The sequence below is a fragment of the Streptomyces sp. NPDC006294 genome, from assembly GCF_042870895.1.
Lineage (GTDB): Bacteria > Actinomycetota > Actinomycetes > Streptomycetales > Streptomycetaceae > Streptomyces.
On record NZ_JBIAHV010000008.1, the window covers coordinates 191,136 to 215,779 of the forward strand.

The window sequence follows — 24,644 nt, forward strand, 5'->3', positions numbered from 1 at the left end:
GTCAGGCCGCCGCGGACTTCATGCGGCTGAGGCGGCGACGCAGGTTGTACCTCTCGGGCCCGGTCAGGCCACCGCGGACACCCCAGCGGGATTCCAGGCCGGAACTGCCCTCCAAGCGCATCGCGTCGTCGAGGCACTCCGACTGGATCAGGCAGTTGTGGCAGACGTCCTTGGCGTACCGGGTGTCGGCCACGCCATCGACCGTCCGGCTCCGCTCCCTGAACCAGATCTCGGGGTCCTCGCCGAGGCAGGCGGCGAGCTGCCAGTTCGTGTCCTGGATCATGAGGCGCCGTCCTGTTCTGCGGCGAGAGGGGCGTCGGGCCAGATCGACCAGCAGTGGACGAGGTCTGCGGACGGGCCGCCGGGCTCGGTCTCGAGGTGGGCGGTCGCGAAGGCGTCTCGCATCGGCTCGAATGTGGCCATGTAGCCGCTGGCGAACTCGGCGTCTGGCTCCTTGTCGCCAGTGGCCAGGGCGCGGTGGCCGATGACGAGCAGAGCCGCGCCGCAGAAGAGCAGGAGGAACCAGCCGGTGATGAAGACGGCGCCGATCCAGAAGAAGAGGTCGCTCATGCCGTCACCGCCGTGATGGTGTGGACCCAGGCGAGCGCGGCGCTGTCGAGGACCTCGCGGGCCCGGGTGACCGCTACGTACGCGAGGCGTCCCTCCTCCTTCGGGAGCAGGATGTGACCGGTCTTCTGGTCGGGCTTCGGCGCGCGGAAGTCGGAGTGGATCCGTACGCGCGGCCACTCGCGGCCCTTGGCCTTGTGCGCCGTGCTGACGACCAGCTCGGCCTGCTGCTCCGAGCACAGCCCGTCCGCGGCCGCGACGATCTGGTCCGTGCCGTGCTCATCGATGAGCTTCACCAGGACCTTGAGGGAGCCGTCCTCCTCCTCGGCGTACTCGCGCACCGCGTCCCAGGACGGGAAGGCCATGAACTCGGGGTGGTCCGTCGGCCGTCCGTCCTGGAGTGCCTCGGCGGCCCAGGCGAGGCGCTTGATGTCGCCGCCCCCGCCGACGAGGGCGACCTTCCGGCCGGCCTCCAGGCCCTCCATGACGATGCCCATGGCGCCGGAGTTGGTGCGGCAGAGGATTGCGTCGGGATCCTCGACCGGCCCGACCGTCGAGTTGCAGGCGTCGAAGCCGGTAAGGCGCAGCGGGGCGTCGATGGTGCGGAGCCACAGGTTCGCCTCGTCGGCGATGGCCTGGCCGAAGCGGAAGGACTGCGAGAGCGTCAGCTCGGGTGCCCCGAGCTCGTTCACGAACTTGGCCAGGGCGTCGTTCGCGCCGCGCCAGCTGTAGATCTGCTGGGCGGAGTCGCCGACGGCGATCCGCTGCGCGTGGTCCTGCGCCAGGAGCACGGCGGACAGGACGTCGTTGGTGTCCTGCGCCTCGTCGAGCAGCACCACGTCCGTGGGCAGCTTCGGCCCGGACAGGGCCCACATCTTGAGGTAGTGGTCGTGGCTCAGGTTGAGCACGCCGTCCTCGCGGAGCAGGTCCTCCCACGCGGCGCGGGCGACGGGCAGCACCAGAGCGGCGAGCTGCGCGCGGGGCTCCTTCTTCGTCAGGCCGTCATACCGGGGGATGTGCCGGGCTGTGATCTCGGTATCCGCGCTGTGGCACCAGCGGGCCACGGTGTCGAGGGCCGCCCGCATGATGACCTTCGACGTCATGGCCTTCGGCATGTTGAGGTCGGTCGAGATGGCGGGGGTGGCGCCGATGATGTTGAGGACTGTGCGGACGTCGAGGGCCTGCGCGGCCTGGTGGGCGGTCTGGCGCGGCCGCTGGAGCCGGGCGCCGTAGCGCTGGTCGAAGGCGAGGCCGTGACCGGTTTTGCACAGGACTGTGGACGGGAAGCTGCGCGAGGCGTCGGCGGCGATCGATCGGTTGTAGGCGACGTACGTCATGCGGCGTCGCCGGTCGCTGGCGGCGATCATCTTGAGCGTCGAGGACTTGCCGCAGCCCGCGCCGGCCTGGAGGACCAGGTCGATTCCGTCGCCGTACGAGTCGATGGCGTCGCGCTGTTCCGGGGTGGGGTCCACCACTGTGGTGCACCTCCTTTCTGGGGGTGCGGGCCCGTCCCGCATGGGGTCGGGGCGGGCCCGCGGTCAGTGGTGGATCAGGCGGCGTCGGCGTGGCTACCGGTGTCTGCGAGGCCGACGAGCATGTCGGCGAAGTCGCCGACCGGGTTCTCGCGGTCGCCGTAGAGCGTGAGCGTGTCGAGGAGGGTCTTGGCTTCGTCGACGGTGAGCTCGTTCGCGGAGCCGATCGGGCGGCCGATGATCAACGCGGTCGCCTGGAGCCGCCGTTCGCGCTGGTCCTTCGCGCCGAGTCCGACCTTGGAGAAGCAGGCGTGCATCATCCGCATCTGAGGCGGGGTGACTGGGGTCGCTCCCTGCTGGGCAGGGGCGGACTGCGCCTGCTGCTCGGCCGAGGCCTGGGGTGCCTCAGGCGGAGCCGTGTTTGCCGGCGGGACGGCCGCGACCGACGCCAGGCCCGGCTTCAGCGCGGTTCCGTACTCCGCGATCAGCGCGCCGACCTGGATCGGCTCCCCCGTCTTCGGGTGCAGTGTGCCGGTGGTCAGCAGGCCCCGCGATGCGGCCCGGCCGTGCAGGGCGAGCGCACCCTCGTACGTCAGACCCTCGGCCGTCAGCTCGTCGAGGATGACCTGCACCGCATCGACGCCCTGGCCGAGCTGCTCCAGGATCGTCTCCGCGAGCTCCGGGCCGGGGTGGTGGACCGAGATGCCGGCCAGGCCGTCGTACCGGGTCTTGGTGACGGTGCCCGTGCCCTCGATCATGTCGATCACGACGTCGACCTCGTACTCCGCGCCTTCGCGCTGGACGGTCTTCACGCCGACCTTCGTGACCTTCTTGCCCTCCATCTCGTAGTCGTTCTTCGTCCGCATGGTGACGATGACGTGGCCGGGGAAGCCGAGCAGGGCGTCGAGCATGTCCTGCTCCAGGTTGTTCACCGGGCCCCAGGCGGTGAACTTGCCGCCGCTTCCGCCCTTCTTGGCCTCCTCGTCGACGCGGGCGAGGAGGCCGCCCTTGCCTGCCCAGAAGTGCGACCAGCTGTCGACCAGCAGGACCGCGATCCGGGCTTCCTCGGCGGCCCTGACCGCGGCGATGAGGTTCTCCGGGCTGCAGAAGCTCATCGGGAGGTGCATGAACTCGTGCCCTCCGAGGTCCGGCCGCCCCGGGACGGGGGCGTACTTGAGGGCTGAGCCGCGCTCGGTGTCGACCACTCCGATCGGACCGCCGGCGGCGAGGGTCTCGGCGAGGCGAAGCGCGGTCTTGGTCTTGCCGCTGCCGCCAGGGCCTTGGAGGCCGATGCGGGCCTTGGCCGTTTCGCGGGTGGCGGGGGCGAAGGTGAACGTCGTCACGAGGTGCTCCGGTTGGTGCGCGGGGGCGGGGTGGTGGTGAGGCGGCCGGTGACGGTCGCGGCGATGACCCAGTCCGCAGCTCGCTGCATCGCGCCGAACCGGGTCTTGCGCTTGCGGGCGATGGCGTGGCTGTCGTTCGGCTGTAGGGCGTGGACCTCGGTGGCGTGCGTGCGGAGGCCGGCGGCGAGCTCCTGGCCGGTCTCGGCTCGCAGCTGGGCGAGCTCGGCGGCCGCGGAGTCGGCGGACATGCCGCCTGCGACGAGGCCCTGGAAGATGCGGGCGTAGGCGCTCATCGGGCACCGCCGATCGGGGCGGGCAGCTTGCCCGTCCGGCGCAGGGTGTCGTGCCAGTCGGCCGGGTACTTCTGGTGCGGCCACTGGATTTTGATGAAGTTCCGGCCGTCGCCGTACGCCTTGGATTCGACCGTCACGTTCACCGGAGTGGCGATCGACTCGGCCCCCGGCAGGTCAGCACGCACCAGCTCGTTCGTTCCGTGCGCGATCGAGCGGGCCTGGTCCGACGGCAGCCAGCCGCCGAGCTGCCGGTACGCGGTCCCGTAGTAGTCCGGCGCCAGGTCGACGAGCGACCAGCCTTCCAGCGTCACCTCGCCGTCGACCGCGAACTCGACCAGGGCCGGCGGCTGCTCGGCGCTGGCGAGGAGATCCGCACGGTCGGCAGCGTTCGCTGCGCACTGCGGGCACAACCAGCCGTCGCCGTCCTGCTCCCAGCCGCGCTCGGCAGCCTTGTTCCCCCACTCGCCGCGGAGGCATCCGCCGCGCGAGCAGCCGACGAACTCGCCGAGCACACCAGTGGATTCGAGGGCCATCGCGATACCCATCGGGGTCCGGTCCTTGCCCTGCGCGGCCAGGATCACCTTGGCCGCCGCGTTCAGCTTCTTCGTGTTCACGCGCGCTCACCGCCCTCGGCGGCCGCGGCCGCGACGGTCTCGCGCACACCCGGGACCGGCTCGTCGTCCCGGACCGGCAGCAGGGGGCCGACGAGATCGACGACGTTCGGCAGCGAGCAGCGCAACCCCGCGTCGACATCGCGGTGGTGCAGCAGCGGGACCCCGTCCTTCCGGCACCCGGCGTAGTCCCAGATGTCGCCCTGGCTGTCCCTCTGTGGGAGCGCCAGGTCGTAGACGACTCCGCCGTGGCGGTACGGCATCCGGGCGGCGGCTGCGGTCCGGGCCTCGACCTGCTGGACGTCGTACGCCACCAGCGACACCGCGACACCGTCCCGGTGCCCGGAGACGACGTGCGCGTACTCGAGCGTCTGCGGCTCGTCGGTCGTCACGCCGAGGTAGGTCCGCCACGCGGCCCACTGCTCCTGGGCCGTCACCTGGACGGTCACGAGCAGCCGGTCGCCCTGCTCCTGCACGCGCAGCAGACCGCGGCCCTCGCCGCACTCCGTACGAATGCGGGTGGCGAGCTCGGCTGCGCGGCGGCAGGAGGCGTCCCATGCGAGGGCCTGGGTCTCCAGCTCGGTGCGCGGATCCGGTGACCAGCCACCCGTGGCCCGGCGGTGCAGGATCACGCCGTACGAGCGCTCCGGGTCGACCAGGAGGCCGGCCTTGTTCAGCTCGTGCGCGACGGTCTGCGCGTACGTCTCGGAGCAGCCGACCGTCTCGCGGATCAGCTTCGCTGCCTGGGGAAGGTTCTTGTTCACGCCACACCCCCAGCGAGTGCAGTGAGCTCTGCGCCCGCGTAGACCTCGACGGGGACACCGTGCAGATGCGTCGTAAACCGGAGTCGGCCTCGATCGATCGAGACATCGGCCACGGGCACGCCCAATGCCTGACGCCAAATCTCCAGTTCAGAGGGCCACTCCAGCTGAACCCGGATGTCCGCGGTGCCGATGGACTGGAACACCATGTAGGCGCCCGGGAGACCGGGGTTGCTGGCCGCGATGTCGGCGAGGACCGCCAGGGGGCGGGCCTGCTCGCCGAGTGGCAGGCGCAGGACGGTCTCGCTCACGCTGCCACCGCCCCGGTGCTACGCAGCTCGCGCCCCAGGGAGCGGAACGCCCGCCACGACATGGTCTTGACCGCGCCCACGGAGCAGCCCATGACCGCCGCGGTGTCCGCGACCGACAGCTCCTCCAGGTACCGGTGCGTGACGACCGTCCGTTGCTGGCTGGTGAGCGCGGCGATGGCGCCCGTCACGCTGTCGCAGACGTCGTCGATCTCCAGGTGCCGGAGCGCGAGGTCTTCGGCGCTCGCGACCGTGTCCGTGGAGAAGACCTCGTCGGTCGTCCATTCGCGGCGGTAGCGGCTCGACTTGTAGTAGTCGGTGACGATGTTGCGGGCGATGATGCACAGCCAGTTGCCGACGTCGCGGCCCTGCCAGGTGAACGTGTTGATCCGGCGCAGTGCGCGGACGAAGACGTCCTGGGTGAGGTCTTCGGCGAGGTGGCGGTCGCGGACTCGTCCCTTGATGAGGCGGGACACCGCGGCGTGGTGCTCGTTGTACAGAGCAGCGAACGCCTCGGAGTCGCCGGCGCGGGCGCGGACGAGGAGCTCTGGCTCCGGTGCCGCCTCCGGCGGGTTGATCTCGGGGCTACCGTGGATCACGGCTGGCCTCCTGTTCTCGGTGATCGGGGTGGTTGGTCGGGGGTCGTCCCGGGACTTGGCGGTTACGGGGCGGCCCCCTCGGTGCTTCAGGCGGCGTTCGCCTTGCGCTTCGAGCCCAGGTAGTCGAGGACCTGCTGGGGGTCGAAGCGCCGGCTGCGGCCCGCGTAGAGCACGGGGAACTCGGGATCGACCTGGATCTGCTTGTCGATCCAGCTCATGGACTTCCGCAGGAAGCCGGCGAGCTCGGGCTGCTTCATCAGCTGCTCGGGCAGCGGCTTCTGGGATTCCCTACTCTGCGATCTCGATGTAGATGTAGATTCTCGGAGCGTGAAAACGACCGTCTCGAAGAGCTCGTCCAGCCCCCTGCTGAGCGCGGCTGCAATGAGCTGCGCGGCCCGGTCGCTGCACTCTTCGCGGGCGGTCTCGCCCTGGCCGACGATGAAGCCGACGTACGCGGCGCTGATGCCCTTGCCGGCGGGGTCGACTTCCCTCGTCTTGGCGGCGAGGCGCGGGACGCTCAGCCCGGACGCCTTCATGGCGTCCCGCAGCGGGGCTCCGTTGTCCAGTCGTCGCATGGTTGACCTCCGGCCTTTCGGCCGTAGTGGGGTAAGTGGGTCCCTGTGACCTGCTCTATCTACAGTCTGCATGTAGATGCAGATTTGGTCAAGCGGTTCACGCCAGCGTGTTCGTGGGGCACAGGGGGGCGCACAGGGGCGTGTAGATACGCCGGGTGCACCGTCAAATAAGGGTTACGACCTCTCGATCTACTTGCATATGTAGATGCGGATGGCCGATCCTCTAACCGTGAACAAGCCCCAGCTCGACCCCGGCGAGACCGACCACCCCGCCGAGGACCTCGCAGCCAGCGAGGACCTGGCGGCCATACTGACGCGCCTCATCGAGGAGATCCCTGGCAAGACACAGAAGGACCTCGCGACCGAGGCCGGCGTCGCCTATCCGACCCTCAACGCATGGCTCTCTCGCACTCGCGGCACGAGCCGCATTGCACCAGAGACGCTCCGCAGCCTGGCCGACGTCCTGTGTAGGTGGGGGGCCGACGTCACCGTTGCGCAGTTGCTCGCATCCGTGGGGCGCCCCGTGCCTGGGCCGGCCGATGAGGAACGCGAGAAGCATCTCCTCCGGATTTACAGAGAGTTGCCCGCCACCTCGCAGCGCGCGCTCCTCGAGCACGCGAAGCTGCTGCAACAGTCAGTGCGTGCCTGATTCCGCTAGGTCAGGGTTGCCTAACTGAGAGGTGAATTTTCTTGACGTAGAGTCACTGAAAAATTCAAATCTTGCATATGCCAAATCCCCTCCACAGATCCTTCACGCAGGGGTAGCCTCAGGCTCCCGCTGTCCTCCCGCATCGGGCAAATGCCGTCTCTACGCGCATCCCTGGGGGACACCTGTGTGTATTCGCATCGACGAGGTCGACGCACAGTCAGAGATCGCCATCTGGGACCCGGACGACGTCACCATCACCGTCCAGCGGGGAACCCACACCCACGAGCTGATCAGAGAACTGCACGCGCTCCTGACGATCGACCTTGGCGCACCGGAAAGCGCCGGCCTCACCTGCTTCTGCGGCGACCCCGTGTACCTCCCGGGCGAGCAGGCCGCGGTCGCCGGCACCACCACACTCTGATCAAGGACACATCGTGGGTCGTAGGAGCACTACAGCAAACCCGCGCCAGATCCGCTCGAAGGCCTGCGGCTGCAAGTTGTGCATGGCCAAGTACCCGGGCGATCGGCCGAAGACGAAAGACTGCACGGGCAGCTGGCAGGCGAGGTTCACGCCGCCCGGCCAGCGCGAGCGTGGCAGGAACTTTGAGACCGAGGACGAGGCGATCGCCTTCCTGGAACGCACTCGGACGGAGATTCGCGAGCGCAGGTGGATCGACCCCGCGCGCGGCGAGGTCACGCTGACGAAGTGGCACGGGCTCTGGTGGGAGTCGCAGACCGCGCAGCTGGAGGAGAACACCATCGACCGGGACGGCCGGTCCTGGCGCAACCACGTCGAGAAGCGCTTCGGCACCATGCGCCTGGTGGACATCACCTGGCTCGACGTCCAGAACTGGGTGAACTCGATCTGGGACGGGAACGGCGGCCCCCTCGCAGCGAGCTCGGTCACCAAGGCCTTCCAGATCCTCGACCGGATGATGACCGCGGCCAAGCACGACCGGCGCATCCCCTTCAACCCATGCGACGGCATCAAACTGCCGAGCGGCAAGGGGGTGCACCCGGACGACCGGCGGCCGCCGACGAGCGACCAGCTCGCCCTCGTGCGCGAGCAGCTCCCCGACTATCTGCGGCCTGTGCAGCAGCTCGCCGAGGAGACTGGACTCCGCTTCGGCGAGCTGGCCGGTCTCCGCTGGTGCCGAGTCGACCTTGTTTCCCGGCGGATCCAGGTCCGGGAGGTCTTGATCGAGCCGCGCGGCCACGTCAAGCGGAAGGCGTACCCGAAGTCGGACGCTGGCCTGCGGACGGTGCCGCTGACTGAGACCGCGGTGCAGCTGCTCCGCGAGCTGTGGATCGCCGAGCCGGACGCGAGCCGGGCGACGTCCGAGCCGGGCGACGGCCTGCGCACCGAGGAGCTCGTCTTCCACGGCCGGAACTCCGTCCGCCGCGGCACGAAGAAGGCCGGCGGCGAGGGTGAGCGGTACCGGGCGCCGCTGCGCCGGAGCAGCGTTCGTCGACGCTGGGTCGACGCGATCGAGAAGGCCGGCATCGCCCGGAAGACCGTGAAGAAGTGGATGGAGGATGTCGAGCACCCGGAATCGGGGCGCGTATATAAGGAGGAGCGGAAGCGCACCGACTGGTGGCCGGACTTCCACGATCAGCGGCACACCTTCGCGTCCCGCCTCCACGCGCTCGGGGTCCCGGAGGCCATCACTCAGGAGATCCTCGGGCACGAGCGGGCGGGCGAGGTCACCTGGCTCTACACCCACGCGTCGGCGGACTACGCGGGCCAGGTGCTCGCCGCCCTCGAGGGAGCTGCGCCTGATCAGGTCCAGCTCAGGATGGTGGCAGGGGAGTCCGGCGGAGTCCGGAACGAGTCCGGAACCGGCGTACGTCGGGCGGGGGTCGCATGACGTTTGCGGATGTAGAAGCGTGTAGATGCTGCGCGAGCAGGCACTTCGCGGACCAGCGGCGACGCAGATTTTGGCCCAGGCCCTGATAAGGATGAGGCCACAGGTTCAAATCCTGTTAGCCCCACAGCAAGACCAGGCCCGGCCGGAGATTCTCCGGCCGGGCCTGGTGCTTTGTCGGCCACCGGAGTTGGGGCGCGGCATGAGCCGGCCGCCGCCGGGCGCAGGTCACCGATCGGTATCGGTCGGTGTGTATAGTCGGGCGCCAGAAGTCCTCATACGTCAAGGAAAGACGAGGTCGCGCGGTGAAGAAGCTTCTCCTGGTCGCACTGGCCGCCATCGGCGGGCTCCTCGTGTACCGCCAGATCCAGGCGGATCGCGCCGAGCAGGATCTGTGGACGGAGGCGACCGACTCCGTGCCCGCAGGTTCGGGTGTGTGAGACGCAGCGTTTCTTGTACAGGGGCCCCGGCCGCGGAAGCGGCTGGGGCTCTGTGCTGTTCCCGGCCGCTTCCGGAAGAGCCTGATTCGCTTCGGTGAAGAATTCGCTTGCTTACGCAAATCCCGTGGGATGTGGTGTGCGCCGCCGGAGGAAGGGTCGCGTCGCCGGCCGGCGGGACGCGGACAAGTCGTGGGCGGACAAGCGGGGCGATTCGCCCGCGCGCGCAGACAGCGGAGGGGCGGCCGGGGCAGGATGGCACCGGGCCGACCGGCTACCCGGCGGACTCGTCGACCACAGGGAGAAGCGCGTGAAGAGGCAGCGCGGCAGGGGCCGGGTGGCGCTCGCCGGGGTGGCGGCGGCATGCGTGATGGCCACGCTGCCGGGACAGTCGTGGGCGGCGGGGGAGCCGAGCCCCTACGTCTTCGACAGCGAGGCGAAGCCCGTCGAGGGCGATCCGGTCAACATCAACGGCCCCGAGCTGACGGCCGGTTCGACGTACAAGGACTCGATCGAGCCGGGCGAGAAGCTCTACTACCGCATCAACCTGGACGACAAGTCCAACGCCTTCGTGTCCGCGGTGGCCGTCCCCGAGCCGGGCACGAAGGTCGGGTACCTCGACAAGCTCGAGGTGAGCATCGAGGACAAGTCGGGATCGGAGTGCAGCGACGGCGACGCCGCGTTCGGTTCCGCGGGCTATGCCCGGCCGGTGGCCAACTACGCGAGCCGGCGGATCGAGAAGGACAGCAACAGCTGTCAGCAGGCAGGCGCCTACTACGTGGTGCTGGAGCGGTCCGGTGGCAAGGAGTCCAGCCAGGAGACGTGGGACGTCGAGCTCCGTTACGCCTCCGAGCCGGGGCTGAAGGCCGCCGGCCCCACCGAGGCTCCCGAGAGCTGGTCCTCCGCCTCTCCCGCGGCGCCGACGAGCGGGCCGCAGCGGCGTCACGGCGGCACCAGCTTCCACGACTCCACCGGCCTCGGCGAGGGCGAGTGGCAGGACAGCATCAAGCCCGGCGAGACGCTCTTCTACCGGGTGCCGGTCGACTGGGGACAGCAGATCTTCGCCGGCGCCGACCTCGCCAACAGCCCGGCCGGTGACGGGGCGAAGAGCGTCAGCAACGCCCTAGTGCTCGCGCTGTACAACCCCGCGAGGGGCTTCGTCGACGACGAGTCCAGCATGTACTACGACGGCAAGCAGAAGACCGTCTCGCTGGACCCGCTGCCGCCCGTGGCGTACGAGAACCGCTACGACTCCGACGATTCGGCCGGTGCCATGAGGTTCGCCGGCTGGTACTACCTCTCCGTCACGCTCAACCCGAAGATCGCGGAGGAGTACGGCAAGGGCCCGGTGCCGCTGACGCTCCGGGTGAACGTCAAGGGTGAGCCGGGGAAGGCTCCCGCCTACGCCGGCCCGGCCGGCGACTTCGAGGTCACCGAGGACGACCAGGAGGCGGCCGAGACCGGCAAGAGCGCCGAGGAGGCCGCGACGGGCGACAGCATGATGCTCCTCGCGGTCGGGGGGATCGGCCTCGGGACCCTGCTGGTGCTGGGCCTCGGCGTCTGGACGCTGCTGGCCCGGCGCGGTACTCAGCAGGGCGCGGAACCGGCGGCCTTCGCCCTGCCGGGACAGCCCGGGCCCCAGGGCCTTGCGCAGGACGCTGTCCAGGGGTTCCACCAGGGCCACGCGCAGCAGCAGTACGGGTACGGGCAGCACGGGCCCCCGCAAGGGCACTGACCGGCCGCGGAGGCCGGCGGGAAGCGTGGTGGGTCAGACCTGGGTCAGCGCCCAGATCCCCACCGCGAAGCAGAGCACGGCGACGAGCAGCACCGGGACCGCGACCTTCGGGGGCGGTCCCGGCCGCTTTCCGGCGCCTGGCTGTGGAACCTGAGGCGCGTGAGCGGTGTACGTATGAGTAGCGGGGCCGCCGAACGACGGCGGCGCCGGCTGGGTCTGCTGAGTTTGCAGGGGGGAGACCGTATGTGCCGCGACAGGAGCGGAGGGGGAGAGCTGTGTCGGGCTCGGCGTGGACTCGCCCACGGCGGGCATCGCGGTCGGCGGATGCGGCTGAGCGGGGTGCGGCTGAGGGGTGTGCGGCGGCTGTGCGGGTGGCTGCTGAGGTGGTGGGGCCAGATGGAAGCTGCCTGTCTCCGAGGGCGGAGCGGGCTGCTGCACGGGCGCGCCCTGGCCGGGGGCCTGCTGCGCTGCCTCGGGGCCGTTCGGGCCGAAGCCCGCGGGGAGCGGGCCGAGTTGGTCGAAGACCTCGACGGGCTCCTCGCCCGGCGCGGGCTCGGGGAGCAGCTCCACGGCCGTCGTGAGCGCCTTGCGCGCTCCTGTGGCGCTGCGGAACCGCGCCTGCGGATCGGGCTGCAGCAGCCCCGCGATCACCTGCCAGAGCGGCTCCGGAATCCCGTGAGGGGCGCTCGGTGTGCCGTGCTCGGCGAAGTGCTCGACCAGGGCCTGGGAGTCCGGCTTTCTGCCCTGCAGCAGATAGAGGGCGACCAGGCCCGCCGCGAAGAGGTCGGCGGTGAAGTCCGGCTCCGCGCCGAGCATCTGCTCCGGCGCGAAGTAACCGGGCGTCCCCACCACATAGTTGGTCTCGGTCAGCCGGGGCTCGCCCTTGCGCATGGAGATCCCGAAGTCGGAGACCCTGAGGTGGGGCCGCCCCTTCCCGGTCGCCTCCATCAGGATGTTGGCCGGCTTGATGTCGCGGTGCACGACCCCCTCCGCGTGCACCGCGGCGAGTCCGGAGAGCAGCTGATCGAGCAGGGTGCACACGAACCGCGGCGGGAGCGGCCCGTAGTCACCGATGACATGGGCCAGGGAGCCGCCGCTCACCAGCTCCATGGTGAACAGCACCTTGTCGTCGTCCGCGGCCCAGCTGGCCGGGGCGAGGACATGGGGGTGATCGATCCGAAGCGCCTGCTCACGCACGAAGCGGAGCAGGGTGTGCGCGTCGCTCTGCTGCAGAACCTTCGCCGCCACATAGCGGCGACGGCGGTGGTCCCAGGCACGCCACACCGCGCCGACGCCACCGCGTCCGATCGGGTCGATCAGTTCGTACCGACCAGCGAAGACCTCACCCATTGTGCTGCGCCAGCTCCCCGGTTCCTTGTGGTGGCGACGGCCCGCCTCGTTCAGCTCTGGTGCGACTCGAAGTGCGAGACCGCGTCCGCGGTGCGCCCCGCGCCGTACACCCGGAGGAACTCTGCCAGTTCCGGATGGGTCGGGGCGAGGGAGTCCGCCGCATCGATGATGTCCCCGGCCGCCGAGACGGAACGGAGCAGGGACTGGATCTCCCGCACCACGCGGCGGACCGTGGGCGCCCCCGAGGTACTGGTCGAATGATTGGTCCCGGTCAGCACGGAGCCGCCCTGTGACTTCTTGATCTCGTCCATCCGGGTGGTCGCCTCCACGGCGCTCACACTGCCGTCGGCCACCTGGCCGGCCAACTCCTGCAACGCCTGGACTCGTTGGACCACCGCGGGGTTTCCGATCTTGGCTCGCTGACCGCTCATCAGCTGGGACAGCATGGGGGCGGAAAGACCGAGGACGCCCGCGAGCCGGGCCTGATTGAGCCCCAGGTCGTCGATGAGACGCCGGAAGAGAGCACCGAGCGGCTCTCCGTACCAGCTGCGCTGCAGTTCTCTGGCTCTTGCGGTTGTCTCCTGCTGCGCTGCATCCATGAGCGTCTCCCCATCGCTTCCCCAAGCGGCTTCGCTGTCGCGAACCTTGTGGTGCATCTTACGGAGCGTGGTCGGTGACGGGGAGTCCCGGCCGGAAGCCCGATGTTTTTGCAGGATCATGGGGGTGACCCGGTACTCTGGTCCACGGCGGTCGCCGGGGCGTTCCTTCTCCTCGGGTGTTCCGCTGTTCCGGGGCCTTAGCTCAGTTGGTAGAGCGCTGTCTTTGCATGGCAGATGTCAGGGGTTCGACTCCCCTAGGCTCCACTTCGGATCAGAAGAGGTCCCCCGACCGCGAAGCCGGTCGGGGGACCTCTCTGTGTTCTCTGCGGCGTTCTCCGCGGCTCTGTGTTCCCGCGACCGGCCTCTTTGCTCGCCCTTACCGGCGTGCGGCGCGTCTGTCGAATGGGCTGCCGACGCCTCCACTGCCCTTCGGCATTGCGCCATGACGGGCTCCGGGGCCTCGTCGAGTCCGTGAGTCCGCCGGGCAGTCGCTGGCTGAAGAGGTTCGGCGGGAGCGCCGTCTACCGCCCTGACCTGCATGTTCGCAGTTGTGTGGTGGATGCGGCGGAGCCCTGGACGGGCCGCGGCGGGTCCGCAAGTCGGGGCTTCGGCACGGCGGACTGGACCATCCGGGTGGTGTTCATCGGAAGAACTGCGCAGCGGCGGCGTCGCTCCACCACTTCTCGGGATGCGTACACATCATGAGGAAGGTATGTAAAACGACCAACCCGAAAGCGAGGGGTCATGGCCGCCTTCAAGGTCAGGAATCTGTGGAACGCGTTCATCACCGCGTTCTTTGCTCTGCTTGCCTCGGTGGGGCTCACCACCGGCGCCGCTGCCGCCGCGGCTCAGCCGGCCGCGCAGTCGGCGGACGAGCCGGCCGAGACCAACCGGCCGCAGGCCCGGCGCGCAACCGTGCCGGCTCAGAACAGGCGACCGGCCACCCGGCCGACGCCGACCGCACGAGAGCGGTCACTGCCACCGACGATGAAGCAGCGCATCAGCGCCGAGGCGCACGGCTCTTCGCCCTCCGTGCGACACCTGCCCGCCGTCGACACGAGCGACGCCGCTCCCGCCAGGAGCCTCGCGGCCATGCTGGGTGCTGCCGCTTCCACCGGCGTGGCCCGGGCCTCCGCCGCGGTTCCTGCTGTCGCCGTGCCCGGTAAGGACATCGCGTCCACCGTTTCGACCGCGCCCGCCGTTTCCACCGAGAGCGCTACGCCCGCCGGACCCACCAGGTCCACCGTGGGTCACGCGTCCACCGCGTTCGCCGAGGGCCGGACGTGTACCGGTACCGGTGCGACTTCGGCGGCCGGCGCTCCGGCCATCGTGGCCGGCCCTGCCGCCTCTGCGGCTCCCACCGCCTCGCCCGCTTCCCCGGCCGCAGCCACCGCGGGTGCACCGGCCGCCGCGGTCACCGCCGCCTCCCCGATCGCCGCTCCGGCCGATTTCCGCGCCGCGCAGGCCGCCCGCGCCGCCCAGGACGCCCGCATCGCGGAGGAGCTCCGCGCCGAGCAGGAGATCCGAGCCGCGCTCACCGCGCTCGTCGCAGCATGAGGCGCCGGGAGCGTTCTCCACTCCCGGCGCCCGAAGTCCGAAGTACGGCTGACCGTCAGCGACGGTCGTCGTGGTCCCCAGTCTCTGCCTCGCTCTGCTTCACCTGCACCTCGGGGTCGAGCCCGGCCTGCGTACTGCCGTCGACCGACGTCAGCGGGGCACGGTCGGAAACCTCCGTCGCGGCGGGTGGTTCCACCAGCCAGTCGGGGTTGGCCTGCTTGTCCCACCACTTCCAAGCGGCGAAGGCACCGCCGGTCAGCACACCGAGGACCGCGAGGCCCTTGACGAGACGCCCGGCCCGGGACCGCCGCTCATGCTTCCTCACCAGCTTCTGGATCTCCTTGGCCGTCACCTGACCGCGGAGCGCGGCCAGAGCGGCAGCCGAACGGGCCGCAGCCTCCTCTCGCACGGGCTGTGCGGCGGCCATCGCGTGCTCGACGCGCGGGACCGTGTAGTCGGCCGCCTGACGGGCGGCCCTCCTGGCCTGCACCTTGGCCCGGCGCGCGGCGACATCGACTTTCGGCGGTACGTGTGGTGCGACACGACTGCCGTACTGAACACGGGCCGCTGTGGCGGCCTGGGAAACCTTCGGCGCGAGCCGTACGCGGGCCTCCTGCGCATAATGCGCGGCCTGGTGCTTGGCCGTGCCGGCGTATGGCGCCACCACGTCCGCGGCGTGCAGCACGCTGTCCTTCGCCGTACCGGTCGCGGCGCGCACGCTGTCCATGCGGGTCACGGGATCCTCCTCCTCGGTGGCGTACTGAGGGTGACTGGAGTCTGTCCCCGGTTGGGGCACTGTTTCCGCCTGTCCACCCGGTTCGAAATCATGCCCGTTGAACGCCGCCCCGGCATGTGGGGCGGGCATCCGGGTCATGCCGGGAACATCGGGAACATGCGGACGACGATGCCACTGTTCGGCGCGGAACGCGCCGGTGCGACGAAGACCCGGCCGCTTCTGTCCGTAAGGCCGTCCTTCCGTGCGAGGATCGTGCGACGTCAGAGACGACTTACGGAAGGCAGATCGTGGCCGAGCAGCTTTACGCCACCCTGAAGACCAACCAAGGCGACATCGAGATCCGGCTTCTGCCGAACCACGCGCCCAAGACGGTCAAGAACTTCGTAGAACTCGCACAGGGTGAGCGCGAGTGGATCCACCCGGCAACCGGCAAGAAGTCCACCGACAGGCTGTACGACGGCACGGTCTTCCACCGCGTGATCAGCGGCTTCATGATTCAGGGCGGCGACCCGCTGGGCAACGGCACGGGCGGCCCCGGCTACGAGTTCGAGGACGAGTTCCACCCTGACCTGTCCTTCGACAAGCCGTACCTGCTGGCCATGGCCAACGCCGGCCCCGGTACCAACGGTTCGCAGTTCTTCATCACCGTGGCGCCGACCGCCTGGCTGACGCGCAAGCACACGATCTTCGGCGAGGTCAGCAGCGATGCCGGCAAGAGGGTCGTGGACGCGATCATGAAAACCGACACCAACCCGCGCACCGACCGCCCGGTGAACGACGTCGTGATCGAGTCGGTCGTCGTCGAGACCCGCTGAGGCACGGCGGCGGGACGCGTTCGAACGCCTTGCCGGGGGTAGCTGCCCGGACACGGCGGCGAGGTGCGTCGCAGCCCGTCGGCGCCGGCTTTCCCGCAGGGGAACCATTTCGCCTCGTCCGTCCGTAAGGATGGACGAGGCGATGTCGCGAGCCCAGATTGACGAGGTGACCTCATGGACCAGGCGCCAGGCAGCCCGCAGGAGCCGCAGGGCGCCCACGGCCTGCCCACCTGCTATCGGCATCCGGACCGTGAGACGGGGATCAGCTGCACCCGCTGCGACCGCCCCATCTGCACCGACTGCATGGTCGACGCCTCTGTCGGGTTCCACTGCCCGGAGTGCGTCCGCACCGGCTCCGGTACGGGGCACCGGCCGGACGCGACCCGGCCCCGGACGATCGCGGGCGGCGCCGTCGTGGCGGACTCGCGGCTGGTGACGAAGATCCTGCTCGGGCTCAACATCGTCATGTTCGGCCTGGCTCTCGGGCTGCGGGAGGAGTTCGTCGACCGGTTCACCATGATCGGCCTGGCCTACGACCCGCGCCTGACGGAGGTCGTCGGGGTGGCGGACGGCGAGTGGTACCGCCTGGCCACCGCGATGTTCCTGCACGAGGAAGCCTGGCACATCTTCTTCAACATGCTGCTGCTGTGGTGGCTGGGCGGCCCGTTGGAGGAGGCGCTGGGGAGGGTCCGGTATCTGGCGCTCTATCTGATCTCCGGTCTGGCCGGCAGCGCCCTGACGTATCTGCTCGAGGCCCCGAACCAGGGCTCGCTCGGGGCCTCCGGTGCCATCTACGGTCTGCTCGGCGCCACCGTGGTGCTGATGCGCCGGCTCAGGTACGACCTGCGGCCGATCATGGTGCTCGTCGTGATCAACCTCGTGATCACGTTCGCCTGGCAGGGCATCGCCTGGCAGGCCCACATCGGTGGCCTGGTCGCAGGGGTCGCGATCGCCTACGGCCTGGTCCACGCCCCGCCGGGCAAGCGCCGCAACACCGTCCAGTTCGCGACCTGCGCGCTCGTCCTGCTCGCGACCGTCGCCACGGTCGTCGCCAGGACCGCTTCGATCACCTGACCGTACGGCCGGGGCGGCCGAGCTTTCCCCAGAGTTGTCCACAGCGTGTGGCGGATCTTGTGCATCCTGTGGGGAACAAGCGTGCCCCTCGTCGCTGAGCTGGGGTTTCCCAGGAGCGGCAAGGGGCTGATCGCTTCATCGGCCCGGCCGACGCAGTCACATCGGCGTCAACGGAGCGAGAGTTATCCACAGATCTTCTGACCTTTTCCCCGGCCTGTGGAAAACGGTGTGGACAACTCGCGCCGGGGCTCAGGGCGCCGGCTGCCGCGCAGCTACTTCCACTGGGTCGAGACGCCGAAGCCTGCGGCGATGAAACCGAAGCCGACGACGATGTTCCAGTTGCCGAAGCTGCTGATCGGCAGCTCGCCCTCCGTCACATAGAAGAGGACGATCCAGGCGAGTCCGATCAGGAACAGCGCCAGCATCACCGGCGCGACCCAGCTGCGGTTGGTGAGCCTTATGGTCACTGCCTTCGCGGCCGGAGGCGGCGTGAAATCGGCCTTCTTGCGGATACGTGACTTCGGCACGAGGGACTCTCCTGTCGATGCGCTGCGTTACCGCGCAGGGAAACTGTGTGGCTGGCGCCGGGGCCGGAACCAGGGGGGCCACTGCTGCCCCCGGGCGTCCGTTAGCGTAGTGCTTCCGCGGTGCCGAAGGAGATAAGGGTACGTTGAGCATTTCTGCCGACTCCCCGCAAGGCCCCGTTCGCCGATTCTCATGGCGACCGGTCCGGCTGCTGACGGCTGCCGTTTTCGCCCTCGCGGGGCTGATCTTCGTGACCAGTTTCAACACTGCCAAGGGTACAGACCTGCGCACGGACGACTCCCTGCTGAGGCTGTCCGATCTGGTCCAGCAGCGCAGCGCCAAGAACGGCGAGCTCGAGGCGTCCACCGCGGCCGTGCGCGGCGACGTGGACGCCCTCGCGCAGCGCGACGACGGATCCACGCAGGCCGAGGACGCGAAGCTGAAGGCGCTGCAGCATTCCGCGGGCACCGACCCGCTCGGGGGCAGCGCCCTGACCGTGACCCTGAACGACGCTCCGCCGGACGCCCGGGCCGCGCCCGGCTACCCGGAGCCGCAGGCCAACGACCTGGTCATCCACCAGCAGGACCTCCAGGCCGTCGTCAACGCGCTGTGGCAGGGCGGCGCCAAGGGCATCCAGGTCATGGATCAGCGGCTGATCTCCACCAGCGCCGTACGCTGCGTGGGCAACACGCTCATCCTCCAGGGCCGCGTCTACTCACCGCCCTACAAGGTCACCGCTGTCGGTGACCAGGAGAAGCTTCAGAAGGCTCTGGCCGATTCCCCCGCCATCCAGAACTACCAGCTGTACGTCGAGGCGTACGGGCTCGGCTGGAAGGTCGACGAGAAGGAGTCGGTGACTCTTCCCGGCTACTCGGGCACAGTGGATCTCCACTACGCGAAGCCCGTCGGGTAAAGCCTCTGGCGCTTGGGGGAGCCGGTGTCGATCTCGGTACGTGTGCTCGTCCGGACCTTCAGTGAACTGTGCATCACCGTCGGCACCTTGATCGTCCTGTTCGTCGTCCACTTGCTCTTCTGGACCGGAGTCCAGGCCGGCCACGCCACCGACCGCCAGATCGACCGCCTGGAAGCCGACTGGACGGCGGCCCCGGGCGCCGGGCCGCCGGCCTCGGGCCGGGACGACCGGGAGCCCGTCCCGACGGCGTACGAGCCCGGTGAGCCCTTCGCGGTCATGTACATCCCCCGGTTCGGCGCCGACTGGGACTGGCCCGTCCTCCAGGGCACCGGCGCCGGCGTGCTCAAGAAGGGGCTGGGACACTACGCCTCCACGGCCACGCTCGGAGCCAGGGGGAACTTCGCGGTCGCCGGGCACCGCCGCACCCACGGCGACCCCTTCAAGGACTTCCCGAGGCTGCGCTCCGGTGACGCGGTGGTGCTCACGGACGGGACGACCTGGTTCACCTACCGCATCGCGAACAAGCCGTACCGGACGGTACCGGGCGACGTCGGCGTCATCGAACCGGTGCCCCGGCCGATGAACGAGGAGGCGGCCGCCTTCGACGGGCCGGGGCGCTATCTCACGCTGACGACCTGCGAGCCGGAGTGGGGCAGCAGCCACCGCCTGATCGCCTGGGCACACCTCGACGCGACCCACCCTGTGACCGACGGCAAACCACCAGCTTTGCGCACCTGACCCACGGGCCCCTGCGGCCCTTTAGTCTGGTGCCGTACCGAACGGAAAGGGACGGCATGTACGGCTGGATCTGGCGGCATCTGCCGGGCAACGTATGGGTACGGGCGCTGATCTCGCTCGTACTCGCCCTCGCGGTCGTCTACGTGCTGTTCCAGTACGTCTTCCCGTGGGCGGAGCCACTGCTTCCGTTCGGCGACGTGACGGTGGATGGAGAGGGAGGAGCCCAGTGAGCGCACGCGTGCTCGTCGTCGACAACTACGACAGCTTCGTCTTCAACCTCGTCCAGTACCTGTACCAACTGGGCGCCGAGTGCGAGGTCGTGCGCAACGACGAAGTCGCCCTGGAGCACGCCCAGGACGGCTTCGACGGCGTACTGCTCTCCCCCGGCCCCGGCGCTCCCGAAGAGGCCGGTGTCTGCATCGACATGGTGCGGCACTGCGCCGACACCGGGGTGCCCGTTTTCGGGGTCTGCCTCGGCATGCAGTCGATGGCCGTCGCCTACGGCGGCGTGGTGGACCGGGCGCCGGAGCTGCTGCACGGCAAGACCTCGCCCGTCACCCATGACGGCAGGGGGGTCTTCGCCGGTCTGCCGTCGCCCTTCATCGCGACGCGCTACCACTCCCTGGCGGCCGAGCCGGTTCCGTTCCCGGCCGAGCTGGAGGTGACGGCCCGCACGGCGGACGGCATCATCATGGGGCTGCGCCATCGTGAACTGCCGGTCGAGGGTGTGCAGTTCCACCCCGAGTCGGTTCTGACCGAGCACGGCCATCGGATGCTCGCCAACTGGCTGGAGCAGTGCGGGGACGCCGGCGCGGTCGGGCGTTCGGCAGGGCTCGCACCGGTGGTGGGCAAGGCTCTGGCGTGAGCGCCGTGCGCCCCGGGCACGAGCACGACCACGAGTACGAACACCGCTACGGGTACGAGCCGGAGGGCCAGGGCGAGCCGGCCTACGACCCGTTGACGGACCCCGTCCCTCCCGGGGGGCACGGATCGCCGTGGTTCAGGGCCACGAACGTCCCGGTGGCCGAGCAGCCGCAGGCACCGCAGCAGGGGTGGACCGGCCACCCGTACCCCGTGGACGAGACCGACACCTACGGGCGCGACTGGTACGCCGCCGAGCCGGGGCCCGTCCCCGCGCAGGCCACCGCGCCGGAGCCGGAGCAGGTGCGTGTCCCCGAACCGGAGCCGCGGACCCCGGTGTCCGATCCGATCCTGGTGCCCGACGACGAGACGGTGGCCCTGCGGACGTCCGACACGCGCCGTGCCGCTGACACGCCCACCGGACCGGGGCGCGCGGAGCGGCGCAGGGCGGCCAAGGGGCGCGGCCGCAGGCGTCCTGCCGCGCAGCCCGTGGAGCCGGCGGAGCCGGGAAGACCCCTCAGCCGTGTCGAGGCCCGGCGGGCCGCCCGTGCGGCCAAGGACAGCCCGACGGTCGTGGCCAGCCGCGCCATCGGTGAACTGTTCATCACCTTCGGCGTCCTGATGCTGCTGTTCGTCACCTACCAGTTGTGGTGGACGAACGTGCTCGCGGGACAGCAGGCCGACAGGGCGACCGACCAGATCCAGGAGGACTGGGCGAACGGCCGCAAGCCCGACGCCTTCGAACCCGGCCAGGGCTTCGCCATCATGTACATCCCCAAGCTGGACGTCGTCGTGCCGATCGCCGAGGGCATCGACAAGAACAAGGTGCTCGACCGGGGCATGGTCGGCCACTACGGCGAGGGACAGCTCAAGACGGCGATGCCCGAGGACAAGCAGGGCAACTTCGCGGTCGCGGGTCACCGCAACACCCACGGCGAACCGTTCCGGTACATCAACCGGCTCGAGCCGGGAGACCCGATCGTCGTCGAGACGCGGGACAAGTACTACACGTACGAAATGTCGAGCATTCTTCCGCAGACCGTGCCGTCGAACGTGAGCGTGATCAGTCCGGTACCGGAGCAGTCCGGCTTCACCAAGCCCGGCCGGTACATCACGTTGACGACGTGCACCCCCGAATTCAAGAGTACGTATCGGATGATCGTGTGGGGCAAGATGGTCGACGAACGGCCGCGCAGCGAGGGCAAACCCGACGCACTCGTCGGCTGAGACGCCAGGACGCTGAGACCCCCGGACACCTCAAGACAGGGAACAGGTGCAGTGGCACGTGCACGAGGCCGGATCGCCGGCGCCATCAGTGTCTTCGGAGAGCTGCTGATCACCGCAGGCGTGGTGCTGGGCCTCTTCGTCGCCTACTCGCTGTGGTGGACCAATGTCCTCGCCGACCGTGAGGCCTCCGAGCAGAGCGACCGGATCCGCGAGAACTGGGCGAACAGCGGCCCGCAGAGCTCGGACAAGAAGGATCTGGACCTGCGGGACGGCATAGGTTTCCTCCACGTGCCGGCCATGGGCGACGGCGAGGTGCTGGTGAAGAAGGGCACCGAGACCGACGAGCTCAACAACGGCATCGCCGGCTACTACACCGAGCCGATCAAGTCGGCCCTCCCCTGGGACGACAAGGGAAACTTCACGCTCGCCGCCCACCGGGACGGGCACGGAGCCAAGTTCCACAACATCCACAAGATCAAGAACGGCGATCCGATCGTCTTCGAGACGAAGGACGCCTGGTACGTCTACAAGGTCTACAAGACGCTGCCGAAGACCTCGAAGTACAACGTGAACGTCCTGCAGCCCGTCCCGAAGGAGTCCGGGAAGACGAAGCCGGGCCGGTACATCACGCTGACGACCTGCACGCCGATCTACACGTCGAACTACCGGTACATCGTCTGGGGCGAGCTGGAGCGCACGGAGAAGGTCGACGACGCACGCACGCCGCCGGCAGAGCTGCGCTGACGTCCGGCGCCCCGTCCGCAACGGGCTGAGCCCCGGCACCTGGAAGGTGCCGGGGCTCAGTGCTGCCTGCTGTGCGAGGTGCGGAGCGTCGCGTCAGTCGTCGCCGATGTTGCCGCCGATGAAGCCGCCACCGCCGCCGTCTCCACCGCCGTTGCCGTTGCCGCCGTTGCCCCCGCCACCGATGGTCGTGAGGACGATCGTGGTGGTGGCCGGGTCGGCAGGGGTGCCGGGCTGCGGGTTTGAGCCGGTGACGATCGCGTTGTCGTCCTGGGAGCTGCCAGGAGCGAACTGGATGGTGTTGAACCCTGCCTGCGCCAGGATCTGCTTGGCCTCCGCGACTGTCTTCGTGCGGAACTCGGGAACCGGCACCTGCGTCTGGGCCGGGCCCTTGGAGACCTGGAGGGTCACCTTGGAGCCCTTGGGGTGCTTGCCGGCCGGCAGGCTCTGGGCGATGACCTCGCCCTGCGGCTTTTCCGAGTCGACATCGACCCTGTCGACCTCGAACTCGAGCAGCTGGAGCTGGGTCGTCACCTTGCCGATCTCCTGACCGACGACATCCGGCAGATCCTGCATGGCCCGCTTGGCCACCGTGAGAGTGACCGTGGTTCCGGCCTCGGCCATGGAGCGGCCCGCAGGATCCTGCTCGAGGACCGTGCCGGGCTCGTCCTCGGAGGACTCGATCTCCTTGATCTCGACCTTGAACTTCTCGTCCTTGAGGATCTCGGTCGCCTGCTCGCTGGCCTTGTCGACAACGTCAGGCACCTTGACCTTCGGCGCGCCCTCCGAGACGACGACCTGGATGGTGTCGCCCACGTCCATCTTGGCCGGCGGCGCGGGATCCTGGGAGCAGATGCTGCCCTTGGGCTGGTCGCAGCGCTCGGTGCCGGACTGGGTGACCTGCACGTCGGCGTTCCTGGCCGCTGCCTTGGCCTCCTCCAGCGTGGAACCGACCAGCTGAGGAACCACCACCTTGCCGCCGTCGCCGCTGGTGTCGAAGAGCTCCTTGCCGATCAGCACCGCGCCGACGAGCACCAGGATGCCCGCGAGCACCAGCAGGATCGTTGAGGTGTTGGACTTCTTCTGGCGCCTGCGGCCATGGCGGTCGTCGTAGCCGAAGCCGCCGTCGTCCGGGTTCATGGGCGGCAGCATCGACGTCTGGCCCGCCGGGTCGGCCTGGCGCAGTGCCGTGGTCGGCTGGTCGCCCGGGCCGAACCCGCTGTAGCCGGCCGCGCCCATCGCCGCCGTGGCGGCGACCGGCTGGCCGTCGAGGCACGCCTCGATGTCCGCGCGCATCTCGTCGGCGGACTGGTAGCGATAGTCCGGGTCCTTGACCAGGGCCTTCAGCACGATCGCGTCCATCTCGGGCGTGATCTCGGGGTCGAAGTTGCTGGGCGGCTGCGGTTCTTCCCGTACATGCTGGTAGGCCACGGCCACCGGCGAGTCGCCCACGAAGGGCGGGCGGACGGTGAGGAGCTCGTAGAGCAGGCAACCGGTCGAGTAGAGGTCCGAGCGGGCGTCGACCTGCTCGCCCTTGGCCTGCTCCGGAGAGAGGTACTGGGCGGTGCCGATGACGGCCGCGGTCTGGGTCATGGTCATGCCGGAGTCGCCCATGGCCCGGGCGATGCCGAAGTCCATGACCTTGACCTGACCGGTCCGCGTCAGCATGACGTTGGCCGGCTTGATGTCGCGGTGGACGATGCCGGCACGGTGCGAGTACTCGAGCGCCTGCAGGATGCCCACGGTCATTTCGAGCGTCCGCTCCGGCAGCAGCTTGCGGCCGGAGTGAAGCAGCTCACGGAGGGTGGACCCGTCCACGTACTCCATGACGATGTACGGGATCGAGACGCCGGGGCCCCCACCGGAGGCCCCTTCGTACACCATGTCCTCACCCGTGTCGTAGACAGCGACGATCGCCGGGTGATTGAGCGAGGCGGCGGACTGGGCCTCACGGCGGAACCGGGCCTGGAAGGACGGGTCCCGGGCGAGATCGGCCCTCAGCGTCTTCACGGCGACAGTGCGGCCGAGCCGGGTGTCGTGGGCGAGGTAGACCTCGGCCATGCCACCACGGCCGAGCACCGAGCCCAGTTCATACCGGCCGCCGAGGCGACGCGGCTCTTCCATAACTGTTCCAGCCCTCTCCGTCAGTCCCGACCGCACCCGTGTGTGGTCCTCCGGCGTGCTGTTTCGCGCAAAGGCTACCGGGCACGCCGTACTTGATCCGCCCGCAATCGGCAGCTGATACCCGACCGGTATCGCAATGTGCAGGTATGAAGGGCGGGAGTGATGCTCG

29 protein-coding genes and 1 tRNA gene are annotated in these 24,644 nt (G+C 69.4%); 15 read left to right on the plus strand and 15 right to left on the minus strand.

The window, feature by feature from the left end; all coding sequences use genetic code 11:
• Window position 1 precedes the first annotated feature (1 nt).
• The 10 genes from ACFYOP_RS16405 to ACFYOP_RS16450 form a co-directional block, all read right to left on the minus strand.
• Complete coding sequence (locus ACFYOP_RS16405) at window positions 2-283, minus strand: WhiB family transcriptional regulator (protein ID WP_356898003.1); 282 nt, start codon at window positions 281-283, stop codon at window positions 2-4.
• Window positions 280-570, minus strand: a complete 291-nt coding sequence (locus ACFYOP_RS16410) for a hypothetical protein (RefSeq protein ID WP_356898004.1) — start codon at window positions 568-570, stop codon at window positions 280-282. The genes ACFYOP_RS16405 and ACFYOP_RS16410 overlap by 4 nt, the downstream gene beginning before the upstream one ends.
• Window positions 567-2,042, minus strand: a complete 1,476-nt coding sequence (locus ACFYOP_RS16415; protein ID WP_356898005.1) for a UvrD-helicase domain-containing protein — start codon at window positions 2,040-2,042, stop codon at window positions 567-569. Before ACFYOP_RS16415 ends, ACFYOP_RS16410 begins: the two co-directional genes overlap by 4 nt.
• 74 nt (window positions 2,043-2,116) lie before the next feature.
• Window positions 2,117-3,382: an AAA family ATPase gene (locus ACFYOP_RS16420; protein WP_356898006.1), complete on the minus strand. Its 1,266-nt coding sequence runs from the start codon at window positions 3,380-3,382 to the stop codon at window positions 2,117-2,119.
• Window positions 3,379-3,675, minus strand: a complete 297-nt coding sequence (locus ACFYOP_RS16425; RefSeq protein WP_356898007.1) for a hypothetical protein — start codon at window positions 3,673-3,675, stop codon at window positions 3,379-3,381. Before ACFYOP_RS16425 ends, ACFYOP_RS16420 begins: the two co-directional genes overlap by 4 nt.
• Window positions 3,672-4,289: a hypothetical protein gene (locus tag ACFYOP_RS16430; protein WP_356898008.1), complete on the minus strand. Its 618-nt coding sequence runs from the start codon at window positions 4,287-4,289 to the stop codon at window positions 3,672-3,674. Before ACFYOP_RS16430 ends, ACFYOP_RS16425 begins: the two co-directional genes overlap by 4 nt.
• Entirely contained in the window at window positions 4,286-5,050 is a 765-nt protein-coding gene (locus ACFYOP_RS16435) for a BN159_2729 family protein (RefSeq protein WP_356898009.1), read from the minus strand. The genes ACFYOP_RS16430 and ACFYOP_RS16435 overlap by 4 nt, the downstream gene beginning before the upstream one ends.
• Window positions 5,047-5,358, minus strand: coding sequence for a hypothetical protein (locus tag ACFYOP_RS16440; protein WP_356898010.1), 312 nt, complete (start codon window positions 5,356-5,358; stop codon window positions 5,047-5,049). Before ACFYOP_RS16440 ends, ACFYOP_RS16435 begins: the two co-directional genes overlap by 4 nt.
• Window positions 5,355-5,954 (minus strand): RNA polymerase sigma factor, encoded by a 600-nt coding sequence (locus tag ACFYOP_RS16445; RefSeq protein ID WP_356898011.1) that lies wholly within the window; start codon window positions 5,952-5,954, stop codon window positions 5,355-5,357. The genes ACFYOP_RS16440 and ACFYOP_RS16445 overlap by 4 nt, the downstream gene beginning before the upstream one ends.
• Window positions 5,955-6,040: 86 nt before the next feature.
• Window positions 6,041-6,529, minus strand: coding sequence for a hypothetical protein (locus tag ACFYOP_RS16450; RefSeq protein ID WP_356898012.1), 489 nt, complete (start codon window positions 6,527-6,529; stop codon window positions 6,041-6,043).
• Between the two features lie 229 nt (window positions 6,530-6,758).
• Here ACFYOP_RS16450 and ACFYOP_RS16455 point away from each other — a divergent pair, with 229 nt between their 5' ends.
• The 5 genes from ACFYOP_RS16455 (at window position 6,759) to ACFYOP_RS16475 (ending at window position 11,215) form a co-directional block, all read left to right on the plus strand.
• Complete coding sequence (locus ACFYOP_RS16455; RefSeq protein ID WP_356898013.1) at window positions 6,759-7,178, plus strand: transcriptional regulator; 420 nt, start codon at window positions 6,759-6,761, stop codon at window positions 7,176-7,178.
• A 184-nt stretch (window positions 7,179-7,362) separates the two neighbouring features.
• Complete coding sequence (locus ACFYOP_RS16460; RefSeq protein WP_356898014.1) at window positions 7,363-7,599, plus strand: hypothetical protein; 237 nt, start codon at window positions 7,363-7,365, stop codon at window positions 7,597-7,599.
• Between the two features lie 82 nt (window positions 7,600-7,681).
• Window positions 7,682-9,046, plus strand: coding sequence for a tyrosine-type recombinase/integrase (gene xerC, locus ACFYOP_RS16465; RefSeq protein WP_356898015.1), 1,365 nt, complete (start codon window positions 7,682-7,684; stop codon window positions 9,044-9,046).
• A gap of 302 nt (window positions 9,047-9,348) precedes the next feature.
• Window positions 9,349-9,483 carry a DLW-39 family protein gene (locus tag ACFYOP_RS16470; protein ID WP_003958712.1) on the plus strand — a complete coding sequence of 45 codons (135 nt, stop codon included), beginning with the start codon at window positions 9,349-9,351 and terminating at the stop codon, window positions 9,481-9,483.
• A 307-nt stretch (window positions 9,484-9,790) separates the two neighbouring features.
• Window positions 9,791-11,215, plus strand: coding sequence for a hypothetical protein (locus tag ACFYOP_RS16475; protein ID WP_356898016.1), 1,425 nt, complete (start codon window positions 9,791-9,793; stop codon window positions 11,213-11,215).
• Window positions 11,216-11,248: 33 nt separating this feature from the next.
• On the opposite strand, the gene ACFYOP_RS16480 is transcribed toward ACFYOP_RS16475, so the two are convergent.
• Window positions 11,249-12,565: a protein kinase gene (locus ACFYOP_RS16480; RefSeq protein ID WP_356898017.1), complete on the minus strand. Its 1,317-nt coding sequence runs from the start codon at window positions 12,563-12,565 to the stop codon at window positions 11,249-11,251.
• A 50-nt stretch (window positions 12,566-12,615) separates the two neighbouring features.
• Complete coding sequence (locus tag ACFYOP_RS16485; protein ID WP_356898018.1) at window positions 12,616-13,164, minus strand: DNA-binding protein; 549 nt, start codon at window positions 13,162-13,164, stop codon at window positions 12,616-12,618.
• Window positions 13,165-13,355: 191 nt separating this feature from the next.
• Here ACFYOP_RS16485 and ACFYOP_RS16490 point away from each other — a divergent pair.
• Window positions 13,356-13,428 (plus strand) — tRNA-Ala (locus tag ACFYOP_RS16490).
• A gap of 480 nt (window positions 13,429-13,908) precedes the next feature.
• Window positions 13,909-14,721 (plus strand): DUF6344 domain-containing protein, encoded by an 813-nt coding sequence (locus tag ACFYOP_RS16495; RefSeq protein WP_356898019.1) that lies wholly within the window; start codon window positions 13,909-13,911, stop codon window positions 14,719-14,721.
• A 55-nt stretch (window positions 14,722-14,776) separates the two neighbouring features.
• Here the strand turns inward: ACFYOP_RS16495 and ACFYOP_RS16500 are convergent, their stop codons facing one another.
• On the minus strand, window positions 14,777-15,457 hold the full coding sequence (locus tag ACFYOP_RS16500; protein ID WP_356898020.1) for a DUF5324 family protein: 681 nt from the start codon (window positions 15,455-15,457) through the stop codon (window positions 14,777-14,779).
• Between the two features lie 287 nt (window positions 15,458-15,744).
• Between ACFYOP_RS16500 and ACFYOP_RS16505 the strand changes: the two genes are divergently transcribed.
• Both ACFYOP_RS16505 and ACFYOP_RS16510 read left to right on the plus strand, forming a co-directional pair.
• Window positions 15,745-16,272: a peptidylprolyl isomerase gene (locus tag ACFYOP_RS16505; RefSeq protein WP_356898021.1), complete on the plus strand. Its 528-nt coding sequence runs from the start codon at window positions 15,745-15,747 to the stop codon at window positions 16,270-16,272.
• Between the two features lie 174 nt (window positions 16,273-16,446).
• Window positions 16,447-17,346, plus strand: coding sequence for a rhomboid family intramembrane serine protease (locus tag ACFYOP_RS16510; protein ID WP_356898022.1), 900 nt, complete (start codon window positions 16,447-16,449; stop codon window positions 17,344-17,346).
• Window positions 17,347-17,618: 272 nt separating this feature from the next.
• On the opposite strand, the gene crgA is transcribed toward ACFYOP_RS16510, so the two are convergent.
• On the minus strand, window positions 17,619-17,873 hold the full coding sequence (gene crgA / locus ACFYOP_RS16515) for a cell division protein CrgA (protein ID WP_356898023.1): 255 nt from the start codon (window positions 17,871-17,873) through the stop codon (window positions 17,619-17,621).
• A 143-nt stretch (window positions 17,874-18,016) separates the two neighbouring features.
• On the opposite strand from crgA, the gene ACFYOP_RS16520 reads away from it, so the two are divergent.
• Genes ACFYOP_RS16520 through ACFYOP_RS16545 form a run of 6 tightly spaced genes read left to right on the plus strand, consistent with a single transcriptional unit; the run spans window position 18,017 to window position 22,354 of the window.
• Window positions 18,017-18,784 (plus strand): DUF881 domain-containing protein, encoded by a 768-nt coding sequence (locus tag ACFYOP_RS16520; protein ID WP_356898024.1) that lies wholly within the window; start codon window positions 18,017-18,019, stop codon window positions 18,782-18,784.
• Window positions 18,785-18,814: 30 nt separating this feature from the next.
• On the plus strand, window positions 18,815-19,522 hold the full coding sequence (locus ACFYOP_RS16525) for a class E sortase (protein WP_356898080.1): 708 nt from the start codon (window positions 18,815-18,817) through the stop codon (window positions 19,520-19,522).
• Window positions 19,523-19,578: 56 nt separating this feature from the next.
• Entirely contained in the window at window positions 19,579-19,752 is a 174-nt protein-coding gene (locus ACFYOP_RS16530) for a hypothetical protein (protein WP_356898025.1), read from the plus strand.
• Complete coding sequence (locus ACFYOP_RS16535; protein WP_356898026.1) at window positions 19,749-20,387, plus strand: aminodeoxychorismate/anthranilate synthase component II; 639 nt, start codon at window positions 19,749-19,751, stop codon at window positions 20,385-20,387. The genes ACFYOP_RS16530 and ACFYOP_RS16535 overlap by 4 nt, the downstream gene beginning before the upstream one ends.
• On the plus strand, window positions 20,384-21,610 hold the full coding sequence (locus ACFYOP_RS16540; protein WP_388451784.1) for a class E sortase: 1,227 nt from the start codon (window positions 20,384-20,386) through the stop codon (window positions 21,608-21,610). Before ACFYOP_RS16535 ends, ACFYOP_RS16540 begins: the two co-directional genes overlap by 4 nt.
• A gap of 51 nt (window positions 21,611-21,661) precedes the next feature.
• Window positions 21,662-22,354: a class E sortase gene (locus ACFYOP_RS16545; RefSeq protein WP_356898027.1), complete on the plus strand. Its 693-nt coding sequence runs from the start codon at window positions 21,662-21,664 to the stop codon at window positions 22,352-22,354.
• A gap of 93 nt (window positions 22,355-22,447) precedes the next feature.
• Here the strand turns inward: ACFYOP_RS16545 and pknB are convergent, their stop codons facing one another.
• Window positions 22,448-24,475, minus strand: a complete 2,028-nt coding sequence (pknB, locus tag ACFYOP_RS16550) for a Stk1 family PASTA domain-containing Ser/Thr kinase (protein ID WP_356898028.1) — start codon at window positions 24,473-24,475, stop codon at window positions 22,448-22,450.
• Window positions 24,476-24,644: the final 169 nt, after the last annotated feature.